Origin of the sequence: Nostoc commune NIES-4072 (genome assembly GCF_003113895.1) — a bacterium.
In the GTDB taxonomy this organism is placed as follows: Bacteria; Cyanobacteriota; Cyanobacteriia; order Cyanobacteriales; family Nostocaceae; genus Nostoc; species Nostoc commune.
Genome location: NZ_BDUD01000001.1, coordinates 7035661 through 7058291 on the forward strand (window position 1 = coordinate 7035661; position 22631 = coordinate 7058291).

The 22631-nt window shown below is 42.4% G+C and carries 22 protein-coding genes and 1 pseudogene; 20 read left to right on the forward strand and 3 right to left on the reverse strand.

Translation table 11 applies throughout. From position 1 onward, the window contains the following. Positions 1–13: 13 nt before the first annotated feature. From CDC33_RS31655 to CDC33_RS31675, 5 genes are all read left to right on the forward strand, one after another. A complete protein-coding gene (locus CDC33_RS31655; protein WP_109012285.1) occupies positions 14–826 on the forward strand; it encodes an inositol monophosphatase family protein in 813 nt (270 codons plus the stop codon). A gap of 74 nt (positions 827–900) precedes the next feature. Continuing rightward, on the forward strand, positions 901–1851 hold the full coding sequence (locus CDC33_RS31660; RefSeq protein ID WP_109012286.1) for a J domain-containing protein: 951 nt from the start codon (positions 901–903) through the stop codon (positions 1849–1851). Further along, on the forward strand, positions 1851–3062 hold the full coding sequence (locus tag CDC33_RS31665) for an ATP phosphoribosyltransferase regulatory subunit (RefSeq protein ID WP_109012287.1): 1212 nt from the start codon (positions 1851–1853) through the stop codon (positions 3060–3062). The genes CDC33_RS31660 and CDC33_RS31665 overlap by 1 nt, the downstream gene beginning before the upstream one ends. 213 nt (positions 3063–3275) lie before the next feature. Beyond that, positions 3276–3500, forward strand: coding sequence for a ferredoxin family protein (locus CDC33_RS31670; protein ID WP_012407913.1), 225 nt, complete (start codon positions 3276–3278; stop codon positions 3498–3500). Between the two features lie 70 nt (positions 3501–3570). Further along, the gene (locus tag CDC33_RS31675; RefSeq protein ID WP_109012288.1) at positions 3571–4299 is read left to right on the forward strand and encodes an ABC transporter ATP-binding protein; all 729 of its coding nucleotides are present in this window, start codon (positions 3571–3573) and stop codon (positions 4297–4299) included. A 1391-nt stretch (positions 4300–5690) separates the two neighbouring features. Here the strand turns inward: CDC33_RS31675 and aroQ are convergent. Together aroQ and ctpA are read right to left on the reverse strand one after the other, a co-directional pair. Continuing rightward, positions 5691–6488, reverse strand: coding sequence for a gamma subclass chorismate mutase AroQ (gene aroQ, locus CDC33_RS31685; RefSeq protein ID WP_109012290.1), 798 nt, complete (start codon positions 6486–6488; stop codon positions 5691–5693). A 52-nt stretch (positions 6489–6540) separates the two neighbouring features. After that, positions 6541–7785: a carboxyl-terminal processing protease CtpA gene (gene ctpA / locus CDC33_RS31690; RefSeq protein ID WP_109012291.1), complete on the reverse strand. Its 1245-nt coding sequence runs from the start codon at positions 7783–7785 to the stop codon at positions 6541–6543. Positions 7786–8312: 527 nt separating this feature from the next. On the opposite strand from ctpA, the gene petB reads away from it, so the two are divergent. The 6 genes from petB to CDC33_RS31720 all read left to right on the forward strand — a co-directional run bounded on the left by petB (position 8313) and on the right by CDC33_RS31720 (position 13669). Continuing rightward, positions 8313–8960: a cytochrome b6 gene (gene petB, locus CDC33_RS31695; RefSeq protein WP_100900603.1), complete on the forward strand. Its 648-nt coding sequence runs from the start codon at positions 8313–8315 to the stop codon at positions 8958–8960. A 254-nt stretch (positions 8961–9214) separates the two neighbouring features. After that, positions 9215–9697 carry a cytochrome b6-f complex subunit IV gene (petD, locus tag CDC33_RS31700; RefSeq protein ID WP_069068452.1) on the forward strand — a complete coding sequence of 161 codons (483 nt, stop codon included), beginning with the start codon at positions 9215–9217 and terminating at the stop codon, positions 9695–9697. 358 nt (positions 9698–10055) lie between these two features. Continuing rightward, entirely contained in the window at positions 10056–10499 is a 444-nt protein-coding gene (locus tag CDC33_RS31705) for an ATP-binding protein (protein ID WP_109012771.1), read from the forward strand. Positions 10500–11040: 541 nt separating this feature from the next. Then, positions 11041–12030 (forward strand): GDP-mannose 4,6-dehydratase, encoded by a 990-nt coding sequence (locus tag CDC33_RS31710; protein WP_109012292.1) that lies wholly within the window; start codon positions 11041–11043, stop codon positions 12028–12030. A 10-nt stretch (positions 12031–12040) separates the two neighbouring features. Continuing rightward, positions 12041–13222, forward strand: a complete 1182-nt coding sequence (locus CDC33_RS31715; RefSeq protein ID WP_109012293.1) for a glycosyltransferase — start codon at positions 12041–12043, stop codon at positions 13220–13222. 75 nt (positions 13223–13297) lie between these two features. Further along, the gene (locus tag CDC33_RS31720; RefSeq protein ID WP_109012294.1) at positions 13298–13669 is read left to right on the forward strand and encodes a hypothetical protein; all 372 of its coding nucleotides are present in this window, start codon (positions 13298–13300) and stop codon (positions 13667–13669) included. A gap of 28 nt (positions 13670–13697) precedes the next feature. Here CDC33_RS31720 and CDC33_RS31725 read toward each other — a convergent pair whose 3' ends face one another. Then, entirely contained in the window at positions 13698–14138 is a 441-nt protein-coding gene (locus CDC33_RS31725) for a hypothetical protein (protein ID WP_109012295.1), read from the reverse strand. Between the two features lie 372 nt (positions 14139–14510). Between CDC33_RS31725 and CDC33_RS31730 the strand changes: the two genes are divergently transcribed. The 9 genes and pseudogenes from CDC33_RS31730 (at position 14511) to CDC33_RS31770 (ending at position 22471) form a co-directional block, all read left to right on the forward strand. Then, positions 14511–14846: a hypothetical protein gene (locus CDC33_RS31730; RefSeq protein WP_109012296.1), complete on the forward strand. Its 336-nt coding sequence runs from the start codon at positions 14511–14513 to the stop codon at positions 14844–14846. 173 nt (positions 14847–15019) lie between these two features. Continuing rightward, positions 15020–17176 (forward strand): pentapeptide repeat-containing protein, encoded by a 2157-nt coding sequence (locus tag CDC33_RS31735; protein ID WP_109012297.1) that lies wholly within the window; start codon positions 15020–15022, stop codon positions 17174–17176. Between the two features lie 157 nt (positions 17177–17333). Then, on the forward strand, positions 17334–17825 hold the full coding sequence (locus CDC33_RS31740) for a hypothetical protein (RefSeq protein ID WP_109012772.1): 492 nt from the start codon (positions 17334–17336) through the stop codon (positions 17823–17825). A gap of 156 nt (positions 17826–17981) precedes the next feature. Next, entirely contained in the window at positions 17982–18188 is a 207-nt protein-coding gene (locus CDC33_RS31745) for a hypothetical protein (RefSeq protein ID WP_109012298.1), read from the forward strand. 224 nt (positions 18189–18412) lie between these two features. Next, complete coding sequence (locus CDC33_RS31750) at positions 18413–19651, forward strand: GNAT family N-acetyltransferase (RefSeq protein WP_181374194.1); 1239 nt, start codon at positions 18413–18415, stop codon at positions 19649–19651. Positions 19652–19653: 2 nt separating this feature from the next. Continuing rightward, a complete protein-coding gene (gene ruvX / locus CDC33_RS31755; protein ID WP_109012300.1) occupies positions 19654–20130 on the forward strand; it encodes a Holliday junction resolvase RuvX in 477 nt (158 codons plus the stop codon). Between the two features lie 142 nt (positions 20131–20272). Beyond that, positions 20273–20845 carry a DUF3727 domain-containing protein gene (locus tag CDC33_RS31760; protein WP_109012301.1) on the forward strand — a complete coding sequence of 191 codons (573 nt, stop codon included), beginning with the start codon at positions 20273–20275 and terminating at the stop codon, positions 20843–20845. Positions 20846–21250: 405 nt separating this feature from the next. Then, positions 21251–21877: pseudogene (locus CDC33_RS31765) on the forward strand (hypothetical protein). 54 nt (positions 21878–21931) lie between these two features. Continuing rightward, the gene (locus tag CDC33_RS31770) at positions 21932–22471 is read left to right on the forward strand and encodes a YqeG family HAD IIIA-type phosphatase (RefSeq protein ID WP_109012302.1); all 540 of its coding nucleotides are present in this window, start codon (positions 21932–21934) and stop codon (positions 22469–22471) included. Positions 22472–22631 lie beyond the last annotated feature (160 nt).

The window sequence follows — 22631 nt, forward strand, 5'->3', positions numbered from 1 at the left end:
TGACTAATAACTAATGACTAATCTACAAATTTTTCTAGATATTGCTACTGAAGCTGCCTTAGCTGCTGGTGTCGTTTTGCAAGGTTATTTAGGTAAATTAGAAGACGCAATTATTGAAAAAGGTCGCCCTGGTGATTTAGTCACTGCTGCTGATAAAGCCTCAGAAGAGGTGATTTTAGAAATTTTGCGCCGCCACTTTCCCGATCACTCTATCCTTGCTGAAGAATCAGGAAAATTAGGTAATCAAGAGAATGAATACCTTTGGGCAATAGATCCCCTAGATGGCACAACCAACTACGCTCATCAATACCCATTTTTTGCTGTTTCTATTGGACTGTTAATTAATGGCGTTCCGCAACTTGGTGTAATTTATGACCCTTTCCATAATGAGCTATTCCGGGCTGCTGCTGGCTTAGGAGCAACGCGTAATCGTCGCCCCATTAAGGTTTCGGCAACATCGGAACTTAATAAAAGCTTACTAGTCACAGGATTTGCTTACGATCGCCGCGAAACCTCTGATAACAACTACGCAGAATTTAGTCACCTGACTCATCTAACTCAAGGAGTCAGACGAAGCGGTTCCGCATCGCTAGATTTAGCATACGTTGCCTGTGGACGTGTCGATGGTTACTGGGAACGAGGGCTTGCTCCTTGGGATATTGCAGCCGGAATAATTTTGTTACAAGAGGCTGGGGGCAAAGTTACCGCCTACGATGGGACACCTGTCAAAATTGAGTCAGGTAGAATTCTTGCTACAAATAGTTATATTCACGACTCTCTCAGTAACGAACTTTTACAAGTTCCACCACTGTCAGCATGGGTTTAGCAGGTGGGAGCTTTCCCCCTGACTTTGGGTAAACTAAAAAGAATCTAAATGCTGCTTTGGTGCAAAACCTCTATATGTCTTTCAAAATAGATCGTGGACTATTTAAATATGATTTCATAGATCATCACGCAGTTTTATGCGTTCCAGTGGATGCGGATGTCAAAGAGATTCGCAAACGCTATCTCAAAATTGCCCGTCGCTTACACCCGGATAGTAGTTTTACTGAAACTGATGAACAAAAACAGCTAGGGAACGAATTTTTATCAAAGTTGGTTAACCCAGCTTACGAAAAACTGTGTGGCGATCGCACTCGCACAGAATATATTTTAATTTTGTCGCAAATTGGCAAGCGCCTGCTACAAGAATCTACTTCAGTGACTCTCACCACCGAGTTGGCTAAACAGTTAGCCCAGACGCCTAATCTTGAGCATTTCTATAAAAGTGCGATCGCTAAAATCGCTGAAACTCAATATGATTCTTTAGAGCAAGCACTGCAAGTCATTGCCCAAGTTAGTGAGTTGAATTTAGTGTATTTAATGCGGAGTGCAAGCAAACTATCCGCAGCGCCGCGGCCACCTGCTCAACCCAAAGTCGAATCAGTTACGCCTCAGTCAAATACACCACCAGCACCAGCACCAGCGCCACCAAAAGAAGACTTGATTGTAGAACAGTATATTCGTCGCGCTCAATCTTTGATTGATAAAAACCAATTTGCCCAAGCCAAAGTAGAGTTGCAGGATGCCCTCAAGCTAGAACCTAAAAATAGTCATTGCCATAGTTTAATTGCAATGGTGTATTTGAAGCAAAATCAGCTAAAAATGGCAAAAATCCACTTCGACAATGCTCTTAAATTAGACCCCAACGACGAAGCGGCTCTGCAATGGAAGCCTAAAATAGATAGAGCTATAGGACAACAACCAAGTGATCATAAGGTGACTTCATCCGCCAATAATGGAGATAAGCAACCAGATAAATCTGGTAGTGGTGGTTTGTTCGGTGGTTTGTTTGGTGGGAAGAAAAAATAATGGTGTATCAACCAGCAGCAGGAGCCAGGGATTTATTGCCCTTGGATGTGGAGAAAAAACGCTGGATTGAAGATAGATTACAGCAGGTGTTTCACCGTTGGGGATATCACAGGATTATCACCTCGACTTTAGAACGCATGGATACTCTGATGGCGGGGGAAGCAATCCAGCGCCAGATGGTGATTCAACTACAAAATGGCGAAGATGATGAATTAGGGCTACGTCCAGAATTAACAGCATCCATTGCTCGCACAGTTGTCACTCGCATGGCAAATGCAACTTATCCGCAACGGTTGTACTATAACGCTAATGTGTTTCGCCGCACTTGGGAAAGTAGACACAATCGCCAGCAAGAGTTTTATCAAGCTGGGGTGGAATTATTAGGTGCTGGCGGATTGTTGGCGAATGCGGAAGTACTACTGTTAGTAGCAGATTGTTTAGCAGCACTAGGGTTGCAGGAATGGCATTTAATTTTAGGTGAAGCGGGAATTACCCGATCGCTCCTGAGTGCCTTTCCTGCTAATTTACAGGATAAAGTTCGCAGTGCGATCGCTCATCTTGACCGCATTACTATAGATACTTTACCTCTAAGTGATAAACTACGCGATCGTGCCCGAACCATGCTAGATTTGCGTGGCCCCAGTGCAGACGTGTTGCAAAAAGTTAGTAGTTTGGATCTAGACGAAGAACAGCGAGAAGCAGTAAATAACCTCAAATCCCTAGTAGAATTACTGGAATCAGAGAAAAAATTTCCGTTAATCCTCGACCTCAGCCTCATCCAGACCATAGATTATTACACTGGTATCGTTTTTGAAGTTGTTAATGATACCGAATCTCAAGCTAGAGTTTTAGGGCGAGGTGGTCGCTACGACCAGCTTTTGGGGCTATATCATCCCCAAGGAGAAAACATTCCCGGTATTGGTTTTGGACTAAGTATTGAAGATTTATACCAAGTTCTGTTGTCAACTCAGCAATTACCACAGGCAACTCCAACAAGTGATTGGTTGGTAGTACCAGAGACAGCTAGCGCTAACGCCTTTGCCTTTGCCTACGCGCAAAAACTCAGAGATTCTACTGATTTAGTGCGCGTAGAAATTGATTTAGGGGGAAGGGATGCAGACGCTATTCGCCAATATGCAAGCGATCGCGGCATTGCCCAAATTGTTTGGATGAAAGCTGATGGCTCACCAAAAATTGAACCATTGCGTTAAGTGAGTTGGGTATTGGGCATTGGGCATTGGGCATTGGGCATTGGGCATTGGGCATTGGGCATTGGGCATTGGGCATTGGTGAAGAGTTAATATCTATAACTCCTAACTCCTAACTCCTAACTCCTAACTCCCCACTCCCCACTCCCCACTCCCCACTCCCCACTCCCCTGCTAGGCTAGAAATAGCCGATACAGAAAAGAGGGAATCGAGAACATGCCGCACACAATTGTTACAGAAGTCTGTGAAGGCGTTGCTGACTGCGTAGATGCCTGTCCAGTAGCTTGTATTCATGATGGCCCAGGCAAAAATGCCAAGGGAACTGATTGGTACTGGATTGACTTTGCCACTTGCATCGATTGTGGTATATGTCTCCAAGTTTGCCCAGTAGAAGGGGCAATTCTTGCAGAAGAACGACCAGAGTTGCAAAAAACTCCCTAATAGTCCATAGTCAACAGTCAATAGCTATTTTTAACTTGACTGTTGACCAATGACCAATGACAAATGACAAATGACAAATGATTATTTACTAGATGTCCAAAATGTCCACGCTGGATACATTAAAGATGTAGATATCCTGCAAGGCGTAAATTTTTGCGTTGCACCAGGCGAATTGGTAACTGTGATTGGCCCCAACGGCGCTGGTAAATCTACTTTAGCAAAAGCAATTTTTGGACTTTTGATCCCCCACACAGGGACAATTACCTTCAAAGGTGAAAATCTCGTGGGGCTAAAGTCCAATGAAATAGTTCAACGAGGAATGTGCTACGTACCGCAAATCGCCAATGTTTTCCCCTCCCTTAGTGTTGAAGAGAACTTGGAGATGGGTGCTTTTGTGCTTAACGTTCCTCTGAAACCAATTAAAGATAAAATATTTACTATGTTCCCCAGACTAAGCGATCGCCGTCGTCAACGCGCCGGTACTCTCTCTGGAGGAGAACGCCAGATGCTAGCGATGGGCAAAGCTTTGATGTTGGAACCTAGTTTGCTGATTTTGGATGAACCATCTGCTGCTTTGTCCCCGATTTTGGTGACACAAGTGTTTGAGCAGATTAAACAAATTAATCAGGCGGGTACTGCGATCGTATTAGTGGAACAAAATGCCCGTAAGGCTTTAGAAATGGCTAATCGCGGCTATGTACTGGAGTCAGGACGCGATGCTATTTCAGGCCCAGGTCAAGAACTGTTGAACGATCCTAAAGTGGGTGAGCTATATCTGGGAGCAGGTAAAAGACATTAATCCGGATTTTTCACTCTTCTTGCCCCCATTCAACATAAGACCACTTTAATCAGGAAACTTCACCAGGCGATAGCGATGTCTAAGGCGGGGTGCGCCTACGCTATCTAAAGACTAATACAAAAGCTATAACAATTCCTGCCACTGCCGCGACCGTCGTTTTCGATGCTCAAAGAATTCTCCCCAATAATCCTTGCGTTTCTAATCACATCTACAGCGAGTAAAAAGGTAAAACAGGACATTCATTCAGGAAAAAATGATCAAAATCCAAATTAACTGGATTGGGCAGAACCCCAATTCAACATGAAGGCTTACTGAACTTCCTATATATAAAGTTCTGCATCAGTTTTTAATATACTGCTGAGTCACAACAAATCCTGCAAAGCCTCTCCAGAGTACACCTGGAGCGTTTTCTCATGGTATAAAAACGCCTATGTTTACCCAATCAAAATTGATTGAGTGCTTTTGGCAATTTGGCATCCAAAATTTTTCTGTTGCAGTTTTAATTGAGATATCAACAGGGTTACTGGGACATTGAGAAAATTCTACAAGGGAGCGATTCCCGTCTCAAAAATCCCACCCAATGGCCAGTTGTTGACGCCCGTGTGAACTACCCTTTTAGGGTTGGATGCAGTTAACAAGTAGAGCGAGCGTCACCGCTTCACCACAACTGGCTAGAAATCAAATAGAAAATATATAGTACAAATGGACTAATTTCATTTCATGAAATATCTGATATATAAGTAGGAGCGTATAGCTGTACGCCCCTATAGCCGATTAATTATATTGCAAAGATTTTTGGCAGAGATATTAACATACTAAAGCGATCGCTACCATTTATTTAATCTGTAGCTGCCTGAGTTTATTATTTGCCGAAAGTAGTAACTTTTGAGCTTTAAGATAGGCTGTAGTACAATTTTGCACTTTTTCTAACTGATTAATAATACTTTGCAATTGGCTCAATACCCGATTGTGCTTGGTCGCTTCTTTTTGGGACTTCTGGAATGCTTGCGAAACGATTTCAGATGTACTTTTGTGGCTAGATGTTGGAGAATATCTACCATCTGATTGAGTGTAAAATCCTCAAAGCATTGCCAATGAACCGGAGGAATGGCAATAGACCTCTTGCAAAAGTGCTTTTTGCACTCTTGGGGAAAAGGGTAATGGTTTTAGGGGAAGCGGATAATACAGAACTTTTTCCCCTTCCCCCTTCCCCTTTTCCCGACTTATGCAAGAAGTCTAATCATCATGCCCCGATAGATGCCGTGAATATCATCCACCAAGTAAAAATCAGATAGACCGACTTCGATTTTGTCTACCCCATGTACACTTGTGCCAAAACCTGATTGAACAAGGAGCGTTCTTGGGAATGACCGTCTTCACAGGGGATAACATCAACCACCAGTTTTGTCCCTGGGTCGAGAATGGCGATTGTTTTTCCGGGTAATGGTTTGGCAGCATGGGGGCGCAGCGCTGCTAGTCTGCGTTCGGTTCCAGCTAAAGGGAAGATAGCATAAGCAGGAAACTACTTTGCAAGAAGCGCTTTGAAATTTCAGCAGGGGTGAAATTGCTAGACTCTGCACTTGCCGATCAATACCATCTCCCTGAATAATCACCTGAGAACGTGACTGAATTAATTCTCGTATCTGCGGACAACCTAGAACAGTAGTCACTTCTATTAAAGCTAAGACAAGTTCTGTGTTTAATTTATCTAACGATGGTCGCAATGTTTGGTTTAAGTCTGGCACATTAGGAAAAGATTTAATGCCTTGCTTTTGCCAGTTTTGAAAATCAACTGTTTGGATGACTTTTCCTGCTTCTATTTGTGCTTTAAAAAATGCTGCAACTCTATCGGGTTCTAGACTATGAGTTTTTGCTTGTTGCCTAACCTTTAATAGTAACTCTTGTTCTCGCTTCAGATCCTCAATAGGACGTTTGTTATTCCATTTCCACCTGGCTACATCATGTGCAATTAGCAATCGTTGCTGGATCAATTTTAGTAATTTATCTACAGATAGTTGTTGATCTGCAATCGTAATGGCTTGAGGATTTGCTGATTGTAGTGACCGAGAGTTATGAGCAGCTAAATACAATTTTAAGTTGGCAGCAACTACTGTACTACTGAAAAAAAGCCCAAAGAAAATTATTATGACAAACAACAGTGGATGCTTTTTGAAAAAACTTAAATTCATGTAAAAAACCTTCTTCTAACTCTTGTACAGACGCGATTAATCGCGTCTCTTTTTACACCTTCCCCGCCACAACCGAGTTTTTCTTCAAAAGTTCCATTGCTGCTTGATATTGCAGATCCGCTTCCGTGCCAATCTGTTCGCGGTTAATTGGATCTTGGGAAATCACTTTATCTGGCTTAATACCTAGTTTATTGATATCCCGGTGTTGAGGAGTTTCATACTTAGCAATTGTGACTGCCAAGCCTGAACCATCGGATAATTCAAATAAAGATTGAATTAAGCCCTTTCCAAAAGTAGTTTCACCTACCAACTGGGCGCGACCATTATCTTGGAGGGCGCCAGCAAGAATTTCGCTAGCACTGGCAGTTCCTTGATTCACCAAAATCACCAGAGGATCGTTCGTCAGGGCTGGCCCAAAGGCTTCAAAACTACCTTGAATACCTTGTCGGTTCACAGTGTAGACGATAGTACCAGAGTCTAACCACAGACGGGCGATTTCAATTCCTGATTGTAGTAACCCCCCAGGATTATTTCGTAAATCTAGAATGTAGGCATCAGCGCCTTTTTTTTCTAGACTAGAAATAGCGTGTGCCAATTCCGTTGAGGCGTTGGCATTGAATTGAGTAAGACGAAGGTAGCCAATGGGCGTACCCTCAGGAGAAACACGCAAATCTGAAACCACAGGGTTAAGAGCAATGCGCGAGCGTGTCAGTCTAATTTCTGTTTCTGCCTCTCCGTCTCGTTCTATGAGGAGAGTAACAAGGCTGCCACTCGGGCCGCGCATTTTAGTCGCAGCTTCATCTAGGGTAAGATTTTCTGTGGAAACGCCTTCAATTTTGAGAATGCGATCGCGTGGTCTAATTCCCGCTTTATCTGCTGGTGAACCTGCTATCGGAGCCACTACTTCCAACTTCCCAGTCTCAGGATTTAAAGTAATTTGTAATCCTACTCCAGTCAGTTCCCCAGAAGTATTAACCTGTAAGCTGCGGTACTGTTCTGGATCTAAAAAGCGGGTAAAAGGATCGTCAAGGCTCTTAAGCATCTTCCCAATAGCCTCATAACTGGCATTTGAGTCTTTTAGTGGCTTCTCTAACACCTTTTGCCGCACAGCCGCCCAGTTTTGATGATTAAACGTCTCATCTAGATAAGTGCGATTAACAATTCGCCAAACTTCCGAAACCAGCTTTTGTTCAGATGTTAAAGCCATCGCCGGCTGCGTGAGCGTACCTAATGCCACCCAAAACGCCATTAACAATGAAAATCCAACCCGAAAGACTTGTTTGTTCATGAACCCCATTATCAATTCCACCTCAACCCAAATTGCCTAGATAATGCCCACTTGCTCTGTTGTTGATGAAATCTATCTCTCGATTATGTTACTTTTTTTATAGAAGTGGTGCATTCCTCTCATCAAGTTGTTCAGTCAACTGATGCGTTGTATCCACTGATCAAAGGATAAAATCTACTTTGTGTCCACCATTTTCTGTGCAGGGGCGTAAAGAGATCGCAATATATTCCTTCTTTACAGAGTGTAAAGTTTCTGAAGACTCTTAGCACGCTGAAAGCTGACAAGTAAACAAAACTCGCCTTTACTAAAATCCCAAAATTGCTAATTGGGAGAGAAGTCTGAGCGGCGGCTTATGAGAAGTCCGTAGACAATTCTGCTGCTACCCTAGCCTGTGGCAACCCCTTTCCTTTATCGAACGGGAAAACCTAAAGGCAAACTCACAGGATGCCGAGGCTTGAAATCATCAGAATTTTGGTCGCCGATTCAGAACTTCGGGATTTATCAACCGCAACCGACTTTTAGGAACTTGAGATTGTATGGCCAACGTTTCCGACTGGTTTGAGGAACGCCTAGAGATTCAGGCACTCGCTGAAGACGTTACTAGTAAGTACGTCCCTCCCCACGTCAACATCTTCTACTGTTTGGGTGGAATTACCCTGGTTTGCTTTCTCATCCAGTTTGCTACTGGATTTGCGATGACGTTCTACTACAGACCAACAGTTACTGAAGCTTTCTCCTCTGTAGAGTACATCATGAATGAAGTCAGCTTCGGTTGGCTAATTCGCTCCATCCATCGCTGGTCTGCCAGCATGATGGTATTGATGATGATTTTGCACACCTTCCGCGTTTATCTGACTGGTGGTTTCAAAAAACCCCGCGAACTGACCTGGATAAGTGGTGTCATCCTAGCTGTGATTACAGTTTCCTTTGGAGTCACAGGCTATTCCTTACCTTGGGATCAAATTGGTTACTGGGCTGTGAAAATCGTTAGCGGCGTACCAGAAGCAATTCCCGTGGTTGGCGTTTTGATTTCCGACCTACTGCGCGGCGGTTCGAGTGTTGGTCAAGCAACACTAACTCGTTACTATAGCGCACACACCTTTGTACTGCCTTGGTTGATTGCAGTCTTCATGCTGTTTCACTTCTTGATGATCCGCAAACAAGGCATTTCCGGGCCTTTGTAATCTCAGCTATTAGCCCTCGGCAACATTTATCAGTTTCCAGATGAAGTTGTTTGTTTTAAACTTATGAAACACAAATTAATTGTACATAAGTTTCAAAAAACAAACATTTGTATCTGAAGGCTAAAGCTGGAGACACCCTCCAGGCGGCTGACCGAAAATAGACAAATACTGTTTGCCGCCTGCTAGGGTTGTCTAGTAGCTGATAGCTTTCACAAATGCTTTAATTTAAGTTAAGCAGGAGAGCAGATTTCAATATGTCAACACAAAAAAAACCTGACCTGAGCGATCCTCAGTTAAGAGCCAAACTTGCTAAAGGCATGGGTCACAACTACTATGGTGAACCCGCTTGGCCTAATGACCTACTTTACGTATTTCCAATCGTGATCATGGGTTCCTTCGCTGCGATTGTGGCTCTAGCTGTGCTAGATCCCGCTATGACCGGTGAACCAGCAAATCCTTTCGCCACACCATTGGAAATTTTGCCAGAGTGGTACTTGTATCCAGTCTTCCAAATTTTGCGATCGCTTCCTAACAAACTTTTAGGAGTGTTAGCAATGGGTTCTGTACCAGTAGGGCTAATCCTCGTTCCCTTTATTGAGAACGTTAATAAGTTCCAAAACCCCTTCCGTCGTCCAGTTGCAACCACAGTGTTCCTCTTTGGTACCCTGGTCACCTTGTGGCTGGGTATTGGTGCTGCCTTGCCATTGGATAAATCTTTGACCTTGGGACTATTCTAAATTAGTCACCACAAAGTGCTTTGACGCCTGTGAGTTTCAAGAGCAGATGCAGATGTGCTTTTGAAAAAAATTTACAGGCGTCAATTTTAATAATTCAGATTGCATCTGGGATCTGAGGTTTTGGATGGAAAAACTATTCCAAAATTTAAAATCACCGAAAGTCATCAAATACAAACATTTTTCACTTACTTAACGTAAGTTGCTAGTTACAATTCTCGAAATGTCAAAATCGTTCATGTTTTGTCTTTTGGGACATAGAATATCTAAATTTAGATTTTTCTATATCAGAGAAATTCTGCGAATAGTGCAAAATTTAATAACTAGCAACTTGGGTTTACTTATATTTAAGTCACAGTTAATGTTTAGCATAGTGCAGCAAGACCATCTGACGGTTAAGAGCGAACTTAGTCTCCTAAACCAAGTGCAAGAATGGTTTGAGCAATTTTGTCTGCAACATTTGTCTCAACTTGGCTGGTCAAAAACCCAACTTGATCGCCTAAATTTAGCATTAGCAGAAGGCTTTACTAACGCTGTTCGTCACGCTCATCATGCTTTACCCCCAGAAACAACCATTGAGATTAACATTTATCTATGGATTGACCGACTAGAGATTAGAATTTGGGATTATGGAAAACCTTTTAATCCTGATGCGATCGCAGAGCCAGAACCAGGTACACTGCAAGTAGGCGGTTATGGATGGTTTCTCCTGCGGCGGTTAGCTGATCGTGTTGTATACGAACGTGGTGCAGATGGTAGAAATTGCCTCCTCATCGTCAAATACTCTCAAGAAGCGCAAAAGTAAAAGTTAAGCAGTCAAAGGTAAAAGTAGATAAGAATACTTCTGATATCAATTTTGGGTTTTGAGCATAGGCGCAGCGTAGGGAAGGAGTACCCGCAGGGTGCGAAAGCTTGTCTTTTCTACAATACGTTGCACATAGCCTGATTATAATTAGGAGTACAACAAACAAAACTTCTTCTATGTCGCCGCGCAAGGGGCGGAAATTTTGCCTTAAGTTGAGCCACTTATTTGAAAACAGAAACACGAGCAGAAGTAATTTATGCTCAAATATGTAGTTATTTGATTGATAAAAGTATACTTTTTTTCAATACTATTAGGATTGGGATAATATATTTTTTACGTAAAATTGCTTATGAATTATGATTTTTTTGTAAAGCTTCAAAAAATATTGTTGTATAAAAAGAATTAATGAATACAGTAAAGATAACATTCGAGTTACGCTATCTCCCTTGTTAATATTTGTCAGCAGTGTTGAGAGTCTTATTTTTATTCTCCAACAAGTGCCATTTTGTGCTTAAAGAGATAGAGGAATAGGGGAGAAAATATGATTAAGACAGCCCTAATTACAGGAATAACTGGTCAAGATGGCTACTATCTCAGCCATTTGCTCCTCAACCGTGGTTACCGAGTTGTAGGATTAGTACCCCCGCATCGACAACCTAATTTGACCAAACTGGGAACACTGGCAAATCAGGTAGAAATTTTTACAGTTGACTTGAGGGATAATACAGCGCTGTTGACCGCAGTTGAGCAGCTACGTCCCCAAGAAATTTATAATTTGGCGGCTCCCAGTTTTGTACCCGATTCATGGAACGACCCATTGGGAACCCTGGATCTAATAACCGGTACGGCTACCAGACTTTTGGAAGCAGTACGACAAGTTGGTTTATCCACCAGATTTTATCAAGCCAGTAGCTCAGAAATGTTTGGCGATGTATTTATTTCGCCTCAAGATGAAGAAACGGCTTTTCGCCCCAAAAATCCCTATGCTGCGGCCAAGATGCACGCTCATTGGACTATGGTGCATCACAGACAGCGCTATGGACTATTTGCCTGTAGTGGAATTTTATATAACCATGAGTCTCCTCTACGTCCGCCTCAGTTTGTTACACGCAAAGTTTCTTTGGCAGCCGCATCGATTAAATTGGGTTTAACTGACACCTTAGAAATGGGTAATTTAGATGCCAAACGTGATTGGGGTTTTGCAGGTGATTACGTAGAAGCAATGTGGTTAATGTTGCAAGTTGATGAACCAGAAGAATATGTGATAGGCACTGGTAAACTGCACAGTGTTAGAGAGTTAGTTGCCGCAGCCTTTGAGTCTGTCGGATTGGATTGGACACAGCATATAGTTTTAAATACCAGCTTATTGCGACAAGATGAACATTTTGAACTAGTAGCCAACCCTAATAAAGCTAAAATAAACCTTGGTTGGGAACCCCAAGTGAGCTTTGAAGAACTTTTAGAAAAAATGGTAAAAGCAGATTTAGAGCGGTTAAAAAGCGGTGCGATCGCACCTTTACCGCGAGTGTAAATAACCTAACATGCATATCACTAGAGTGACAGAAAACCTTAAGTTAGGTGATAAAATTAACAAAAAAACTAATCATGTCTTCGTGTTTTTAGAAATTTTTGCCCACGAAGGCGGTATTCAATCATATATAAAAGATATTTTTCGCGCCTATCTAGGATTGAGCCAAGTCTACAAAGCGGAAGTCTTTTTGCTGCGAGATAGTCCTGATAGCTTAAATCCGTTTAAAGACAAGAACTTAAAATTTCATTACTTTAAAAATCAGTCTTCCCAAATAGGGAGACTAAAAATGGCAGCAGCTTTACTTAAGTGTCTATTACAAAACCGTCCAGAACAAGTTTTCTGCGGTCATATTAACTTAGGAGTATTAGTACAAACTCTTTGCCAGCCCTTGGGGATTCCTTACACAGTGCTAACTTACGGCAAAGAAGTCTGGGAACCGCTCAAAAATCAAGAACGTCGCGCCCTGACATCAGCAGCTGGAATTTGGACAATTAGTCGTTACAGCCGCGATCGCGCTTGTGCTGCTAATAGTCTAAACCCAAAAATGGTACAGATGATGCCTTGTGCAATTGACGGCGATAAATTTACTCCTGGTTCCAAGCAGCCAGAATTAGAAAAGAAGTATGGCTTAACTGGTGCTAAGGTGCTAATGACAGTAGCACGGTTATGGTCAGGGGATATTTATAAGGGTGTAGATGTAACGATTCGGGCATTACCACAAATCGCTCAAGTTTTCCCAGAAGTGAAATATTTGGTAATTGGTCGCGGTGATGACCAACCGCGATTAGCTAAACTGGCTGCATATTTAGGTGTGAGCGATCGCGTCGTATTTGCTGGTTTCGTTGCTACAGAAGAATTAATGGAACATTACCGCCTTGCTGATGCCTATATTATGCCTTCGCAAGAAGGCTTTGGCATAGTTTATCTAGAAGCAATGGCTTGTGGAGTGCCTGTATTATCTGGTGACGACGATGGTTCAGCTGATCCTTTGCAAGATGGTAAACTGGGATGGCGAGTCCCACACCGCAGCCCTGATGCGGTAGCAACGGCTTGTATAGAAATGCTTCAAGGGAATGACCAACGATGTAATGGAGAGTGGCTACGAGAACAAGCGATCGCTCTGTTTGGCATAGATGCCTTTCAACAGCACTTGCAAAAAATTCTTCTATCCCCAGCAATGAAATCCATTTAAATCCAAATGACAAATGACAAATGACCAATGACTAAAATCGCTATCCTAGAAGGAGAGCAGGACGACATTTAAAAAATGAGCTTTAAGTCATTTCAATTGAATCTTTTAAATCTCCGCCCTTGGCTTACCCTGCTGGCAGTTATTTGGTTGCTGGCATCACTGGGCTTGGGTTGGTTGGTTAATTCGTTACTAATTATTGTCGGGTTGCTGTTTTTAGCACCCATTGTGGCTTTTTTTGGCTTTCGTTGGTGGCTGCAACGTAACTTGGTTGCTGACCAGTGTCCCGTCTGTCGATATGAATTTACAGGTTTAAATAACAGTCAATTGCAGTGCCCCAACTGTGGAGAGTCACTGTTAGTACAAAATAGTCATTTTCAGCGCTTCACACCAGAAGGCACAATTGATGTCAAAGCTGTCGAAATCCCAGGCAAATCACTAGAAGATTAGTCATTAGTCATTTGCTAATGACTAATGACTATTTCTTTGTTTCTTGCGAGATTGAGAGGGTGTAGTTAAAGTTTGGCTTTTCTGGGGATTGTTCGCCTACAAACAGCAAGTATGTTCCTGCTTGCCAGAAACCAGAAAGTTCTGGCTTGCCTCCGGAATATTTATCTGCCATTACACAAAAACGACCCCCAGGGCCATCGATCAATAGCGTTGGCTTTCCTTCACTCTCTACTGTTAATCGCAAATAAGGCAGTGATTCTGTAACCTGGATAACGTGATTAGGTTCAGTGGTAATATTGCCACAATTACTTTTGACAGTTCCCCCAGACTTTCCCTTCAAAATCAGTGGATCTGCTTGAAGATTCCGATTAATTTGGATTGTTGGCGTCTGTGCCAAATTAGTCTGGGCGAAAACCAAACTCATCGCCAAAGCTGTGGGAACGATTGTAAGTAGCCTAAGCGTTTTCATTTTAATTAATGCTCCAGATTTTTTGTAGAGCAATATTGTTATATCTAGGACTTAATAGACGACGGCAATCCATCTTGGTTCCAAAAGCTACCGTATAAAGTAATACCATTAATTTAAGGATTTTTTGTGAAGATTTGATGGGTGTAAAAACCATTAATTGTGCAAATTATCTATGTGTGGTGGCGCTTTTACACCAAAATATTCTACACTTCAATCCGTAGTACGTTAAAATTCCAAAAATCATCATAATTTTTACTGCTAGAAAAGTATTGCATACACAGACATTAGCTAAAATCACTAAGACAACCACCAAAAATATAATTTGGTTGGTCTGTTGTGGAATAAGTGACCTAGCTGAGGTAGAAAAGATTAATGAATCCTCAAAGAGAAGAAGACTTGCAGCGTCGCCTCAATAAGCTAGAGGCAGAGATTAATTCTTCGCCGGAAGTGGTTCCCCAACCACAAAAACAGACTGAGGCATCTATTTTTACCAAATTTAATTTGCAACTGGAGCGATTTCAGATTTGGTTCAACAGCCTATCTGGAACAAAAAAGCTGGTAGTTTCGGGTGTGACAGTGCTAGTAGGCTTGGCAATGCTGCAAGCAGTGTTTAAACTGGTTGCATCTGTAATTAGTCTGGCACTTTTGGCGGTATTAGTGTATGTTGGATACAAAATTTTTGTGTCCAGTAGCTTTCAACGTAAGTAATAAGCTGATATGCATTTACTTTGCATATCTGTAGTTATGAAAGTCAGGAGCCATGATCCAAAAGGCTCCTGACTTATAGCTCCAAAATTCTATTTCACGTTTTGCCGATTAGCTTAGTCTATTTTAACTGTGCCGATCGCGGCGTATAAATAATAATCAAAGGAAATTATGCGATGACGACACCAATTGTCAAAAGAAGTAATCAATCTGGGCAGTCCAAACAACCAGAAAGAGCCAATTCGTTGCTACTAGCAAGCAGGCGGTTTGCTGCTTGGGCGGCTGAAATTACACTAGTGGTTACAAGTGGGTTGATTCCCTTCAGCATTGGTGTCTATGCCGATTCTAGAAGTGATTTTAACCGAGTGCCGCTTAATCCCGTTTTGGTAGTTACAGAAAGAGCGATCGCTAGACCCCTGGCCCTACCTGTTAGCTATGGCATCCGTAATGTAGCATGGCCGACTAATATTTTGTGGACAATTGCCCTGTTAGCACCTGTAACTCTCTCATGGTGGCAATTATATTTACTGGCTAAGACTGGTAGCACAATTCCTAAACGTTGGTTAAAAGTGCGGGTTGTCAACGAGCAAGGAAGACCACCTGGTTTAGGGGCAGTAGTGATTAGAGAAGGAGTTGGGCGTTGGACTGTACCCGTTTCCATCGCCTATCTGCTGTGGCGCTACAGCTTTGCTTTTCCTAATTTAGGATTATTCACATTTTTATCTTTATTAATGATTGTGGGTGAAGGGATAGGCTTACCGTCGCGCCGGGGTCGTCGCGCATTGCACGATCAACTTGCAAGCACTTATACAATAGACGCGACTCGCCCCTTGCCATCCTCACTCTCAGCTAACAACAAACAAGCTCAGTCTGCTGATGGTAATGATGAACCAGAAGAATGGCAGGAGGGAGAAGAATTAGCGGCAGCCCAAACCAATCAGTCGCCCAATATCTGGCGGCGGATACAGCAAAATCCTAATCTGACTTTGTTTGGGGTAGGGCTTACGAGTATGACTGCTGTATTGGCAACTTTAATCGGTACTCAAGTTTATATCCAAATTCAACAATCCCAGCGAGCAACCGAGAAAATCAACAGCCAACAGTTCCTCGAACTTGTCAAACAATTAGCTCCCAACTCTGGAGCAACTAATGAGCAACGCCAAAGTGCAATTTTGGCTATAGGTGGTCTTAATGACCCAGAGTCCATCAAATTTTTGGCGAATCTCTTGGTTAGCGAAACTAACCCCACCCTCTTAGATACAATTCAACAAGCTTTGACAACTGTCGGGCCCAAAGCCATCCCGGAATTAAAAAATAAAAATCAGTTTTTGGTTAGTGAACTAGAGTCTGTGGGTAGTGCTGCAACCCAAGAACGGGAATTACGGCAAGGGCGGTTACAAAGAAACCAGCGAACGCTCAACAAGATTCTCTCTGTTTATAGCGGTAAAATCGAGGGCGTTGACCTTAGTAATACCCAATTAGGTCAAAGCGGGACTCCAGGAAGTTCTTTCTTCAACTTGGTACTAGACAACCTTGATTTGTCAGGAGTTAAGTTTAAATCTGCAAATCTTAATCAAGCTAGCTTTAAAGGTAGCCGCTTTCGAGGCGTGGGTGAAGATGGACGTTGGGATACCTACGACGATGTAATGGCTGATTTAAGCCAAGCCCAGTTGCAGCAAGCCAATCTTACTGATGCTAATCTCAGTCGCGTCTTGATGAACCGTACCGATTTGAGCCGCGCCACTCTCAACAGAGCCAATTTATCCAACGCACGTCTATATGAGGCTAAACTCAACAGCGCCCAACTAGTAGGAGCCGATCTCCGAAACGCAGTTTTGGAAAAAGCCAGCTTGACAGGAGCAGATTTAGGTGACGCTAAACTGAACGAAGCCAATCTGTACGCTGCCCGTTTAGGTCGCGCCACTGCCATAGGAACACAATTATCCTTTGCCAACTTAACGAACACTGATTGGCAAGGGGCAGATTTATCAGGAGCCTATTTGGATCGTGCTAATCTTAGCAATGCTAACCTCCGCGCCACTCGTCTAGCTGGTGCTGTTTTGCGTTCTGCCCAGATGGAAAACGTTAACTTGCAAAATGCCGACCTGAGTCTTGCAGATTTACGGGGAGCAAATGTTGCTGGAGCAGATTTCAAGGGAGCAATTCTCGCCCCTAGTAAACAAGATCCAGCCGATCAATTTGTAGAAACCCCAGATTTAGGCTCAGTATCTGCCGTAGTCCAAGGGGTTGATTTTTCTAAAGCCAAAAATTTAGATCCTAAGCAAATCGCATACATTTGTACTCAAGGAGGCATTCATTCTAGTTGCCCGTAGAATGGGAGGGGAGTAGAGGGGCAAGGGGAGGGGAGACGCAGAGGGAGCAGGGGAAGATGAGGAAGATAAAGCGAATAATCAATGCCCCATGCCCCATGCCCAATGACAAATGACAAATGACAAATGACAAATGACTAATTGGTGTGAGGAGTTAGTTATGAAGTGTATTCAATATTTGGTTTCAGTTTTGGGGGCTGGCTTGGTGTTGAGTCTGGCAACTGCTAAACCAGTACAAGCTCAAGTAGCTTATGGCAGTTATGTCGGTATAGGCCCCACTGTTGGTTTTACTGATGGTATCCAATTGGGTGGAGTTCTAGCCGGTCGCTACAAGCTTTTGGAAGCGCCACTTTCACTACGTGCCCAAGTGTTAATTGGTAATAATACGGCAATTGTGCCAACGGTTTCCTACGATTTACCCCTTAACTGGCAAGCTGATGCTTACCTGGGTGCTGGATTAGTGTTGGCTAGTGGTGGTGGTTCTTCTCCTGTGGGCGACAAAATTAGTTTTGCTTTACAACCGGGCATTGATTATATGATCCCAAATAGCAATACTGTACTTTTTGGCAATGCCATTATCGCTTTTGATGCCTACCGTGATAGCGGTGGTACAGCTATCTCTGTACAAGGTGGTGTTGGTTTGAGATTTTAAGGGGCAGAAAAAAACCCTACTGCGATCGCTATCCCTATCCCTATCCCTAAGAAGCGTTAAACTTCATTGCAAATTAAGAAGTTAGTCAAAATAACGTGATACTTTTTGTTCATGAAGAGAGACAGCATAGGATTAACACAGGAGAACACAGTGGCAATGGAATCAAATTTATTAACGAATGCAAGCGCAGATGAAATGAATCAAGATTTCAGTGAATATGTCGCCAACCTGCAACTTCACATGACTCTGCAAGCTCGCAATCTTGTTCCAACCCTGAAGCAAACACTGGTAGATAGTCGCCACCAATTACTCCATCAAACTCAAGCCCAATTTGAAAAGCTAGTTTCTCGACAAGGGCTATAAAATATATACAAATTTTAATCAAAATTCCAATAAAATATAAGGCAGATGTTGTTGGGTTAATGCCAATGGTGTTCTCACAAGGTCTGCTTTTTCTGCTTTTTTAAGTATTGAGTTACTGAAATCACCCTTTTGGCGCAATAGTAAGGGGCAAAAAGCAGTTAATATTATTTCAGCAGTTCCTTTGAAGAGCAGTTAGTTAAGGCTAAATAGCGGCTCGAATAAAAATGACTTCATTACTTCCCAGAAACCTCAGCGTTATTATCCGACCAGTCCAATACCGGGATCTGGACGGAATTGAGCGCATAACTCAAGAGTCATTCTCAGCCCTCACTCCCAAGGGAGCAGGTTTTGCTATCAGCCAGATGCTCATACTGCGTCGCTGGTATGGATTACTCAAATTTTTGAGTTGGTTTCCTAACCCGCTACAGTATCGCCTCTGTGCCTACATAGCAGAGCAAGGACGGATGCTTTTAGGGATGATTCAAGTGTCACCCTTTAACCGGACACGCAGCACTTGGCGCATTGATCAAGTGCTGTTAGAGCGTGGTGTCGATAAACAAGGAACTGGCTCACAACTTTTGCGTCATTGCTTTGAATCGATTCTGGAAGCTCGGACTTGGTTACTGGAAGTTAATATCAATGACATAGAGGCGCTGGCACTATATCGGCAAAATGGATTCCAGCGTCTGGCAGAAATGACGTACTGGGAAATTGGGCCAGAATTACTGGCTGAATTGGCGCAAGCAGAGCCAGACTTACCCAACCTTTTGCCAGTAAGTAATGCTGATGCCCAGTTGCTATATCAATTAGATACGGCATCGATGCCACCTTTGGTACGTCAGGTTTTTGACCGTAACACCCGCGACTTTAAAACCAGTTTGTTTGGTGCTTTAACAGATGCAGTAATGCAATGGGTCAGCAAAACAGAAGTAGTGAGTGGTTACGTATTTGAACCGCAACGCAAGGCTGCGATCGGCTATTTTCAGGTGCAACTTGACCGTAAGGGTGAAGTCCCCCACGTTGCAACGCTAACTGTTCATCCTGCTTATACTTGGCTGTATCCAGAATTATTATCTCAGCTGGCTCGTATTGCCCAAGATTTTCCCCAGCAAGGGTTACAACTCGCTTCTTCAGACTATCAGGCAGAGCGAGAAGAATATTTGGAGCGAATTGGGGCAAAACGCATAGAACATACATTAGTTATGTCTCGCTCTGTATGGCACAAGCTACGAGAGTCTAAATTCGTCTCCTTAGAAGGAATTCAGTGGACTGATATGCTGCAAGGTTTACAACCAGCACGTAAACCTATACCGGGTGGGATGTCATGGATACAACCAGGACAACTGCCATCGTCAGATAAACCACTGCAAAGCTTGTCAGAACCGATTAACTTTTCGGTAAAAAATCCTAGCGTGGAAGCATCACCGATTTCGGAATCAGCAGATGCACAGCAGGAGAATTAATTGTGATATCCCAAGAGCAACCAAAACCTTTTATTTCAGCATTGGGACTAGATTTCGGTCGCAAGCGGATTGGTGTGGCCGGGTGCGATCGCACGGGTTTAATTGCCACGGGAATTACCACAATTGAGCGCACATCTTTTGAGCAGGATGTGGAGCAAATCCGGCAAATAGTTAATGAACGCGAGGTGCAAATCCTGGTGATGGGCTTACCCTATTCAATGGATGGCTCACTAGGATTTCAAGCGCGTCAAGTTCAAAAATTTACTACAAGACTTGCTAAAGCACTGAAACTGCCTGTGGAATATATCGATGAGCGATTAACTTCATTTCAAGCAGAACAACTGCTGATAGCTGAGAACCGCTCCCCGTCACGCCATAAAGGTTTGATTGACCGCAAGGCAGCCGCTTTGATTTTACAACAATGGCTGGATGTTAAGCGTGCTAGTTCCCGCAGTTCAGTTGCAGCTATTGAATATTGATACCTTTTAACATGATATTCTGAAAACGATTAGCCAGCAGTTGTATCTACGTATAACGCTGTTTAGTTGGCATAATAATGTCATTAAATAGTTAAGCGATTTTCAAAGTTGCTGGTATTTATTAAATTTCTACATTTCGGCTATGTTTTCCTCTCCATTTCCTGAAGAAAATGATAACGCTCATGCGGGTTCCATCACTTTAACCGATGATAAAGGGCGATCGCTCGAATGTTACATAGAGCATTCCCTAGAAGTCGATGGACAAGAATACGTTTTACTTCTTCCTGTAGACTCACCTGTAGAAATTTTTTCTTGGGAAGGTGACGGTGAGGAAGAAGAAGCGGTTCTGGTAGAAGATGACACCATTATTGAGCAAATTTTTGCCACTGCCCAAGCTGTACTATCTGAGCAGAACCTGATATTAAAGAATACAGCTTATGCTCTGACTGTTGCAGGTGATTTACCGCCCGTTGAAGAATCAGAACTTTTCACTTTAGAAATCGAAGACGAAGAGGCAGATTTAGATCCGGAGCAATTACAGCTACTCGCTAGCTTCTATGATGAAGATCAGGAGTATGCAATTTATACACCCCTCGATCCCTTGTTATTTTTTGCACGGATAACAAAAACAGGTGAACCTGAATTACTTTCTCCAGAGGAATTTCGGAAAGTGCAGCCTCTGTTAGAAGAACATCTTTTTAATGAAGTGGAATAAGATTAAAAATTCAAAATGTAACATTTTCATTTTGAATTTTTTAACTGGGAATGTTTAATTGGAATACAAATTTACTTAAACCTTTTACCATGTCCCATTAACTGTGGAAGCAATGTAATTATTGACACTAAATTGGGACAATTAGTACCGCATGGCGGAAGTCAAAAGTAGCCAGTGCGTTGGGCGGCTTTGCCGACTTGTTCGCGCAGCGTCTCCGACAGGAGAAGCAACTGGCGTTCAAAATCAAAAGTCAAAAAGTTTATAGGGCAGACTTTTTGGCTATTTGGATTGGGTAGTTTATTTACGCCATACTGTACTATTCTTGTTTAAGATTCTGGAAAAAGCATTTTGGTAGGGATTTTAATTCCATTATCTAAAATCCAAAATTGGGATGAGGTGCTGAAAATGGCTTATAGCGACTTTACATTAAGTAAATTTAAAAAGTCATTCAGCATCCACATTGATGAAGAAACTGATTTATGTGCTGACATCGAACCTTTACAGCCAAGCGAGAAACTTATAAATTCTCTAGAAGAAACGGCAGAACTGGCTTTAGCAATTAATACTGAAAAAGCTCGTTCAGAAATGATTATCACTCCGATTTTGTTGGAGGTAAGACGTAGGGCTAATTATCCAATTAGTTTATTTTTAGGAACAGATTTTAATGTAGATGTCGAAAAAGGTCTAAATGGCTGTTGTGATTTTATCATCAGTCGCGCTAAAGAGCAATTAACAATTAATGTGCCTGTGGTGGTTATTATTGAAGCGAAAAATGAAAATATTAAAGGTGGATTAGGTCAATGTGCAGCGACAATGTTGGCAGCATAAATGTTCAATCAACGAGAAGGAAATGATATTAGGAAAATTTATGGGGCAGTAACAACGGGAGATATTTGGAAGTTTTTGAAGTTAGAAGAAAACAATATATTTATTGATTTAAATAATTATTATATTAAAGAGATCGATAAGATTTTAGGGATTTTATCTCAAAGTGTTCAGGGAGATGTACCAAAATCGAATTCGACTAACTAAACTATATTGGGTTATGCTCATTTGTCTAGAGCTACTTAAATTTCACTGTTGACTATGGTCTGGAACAATCTTTTACAGCCTGACTTGATTTTAGAAGGTTCAGTGTTGAACCTAACACCAGATATTATCCAAAAATACGGGCTTAAAGGGCTGGTATTGGATGTAGATGAAACCTTAGTACCCTTTAGAGTAGGGCTGGCTTCCCCAGAACTACAAGATTGGGTGGAGCAAATTCGCTCCTGTACTGCATTGTGTTTGGTGAGTAACAACCTGAGTGAAGCCCGAATTGGTGGAATTGCGCGATCGCTTAATTTACCTTACTACTTAGGTGCAGCCAAGCCCTCCCGACGCAAAATTAGAGCAGCACTGAGGGGAATGGATCTACCAGTGCATCAAGTGGGGATGGTAGGCGATCGCTTATTTACGGATGTCATAGCAGGTAATCGCTTGGGGATGTTTACTATTCTAGTTGAACCGATTGTCCATGCAGACGCAGCCTTGCGTTCTCATCCTGTTCGCAACTTTGAAGTTTGGATATCTGAAATACTTGGAGCCTCTATTACACCCAAGAAAAGCAAAATTCACAAAACTTGACAAATCATCAGGAAAGTAAATCTAAAGAAATGGTTAAAGAATCTTATTGAAATCCAAAAATCGGGGATCTTAAGTATTAATAACATGGGGTCAGCCAAAAAAGACCCTACAGCATACAAAATAAATATAAACCCGTAAAGCGTCAGCCTTCACTATAGAG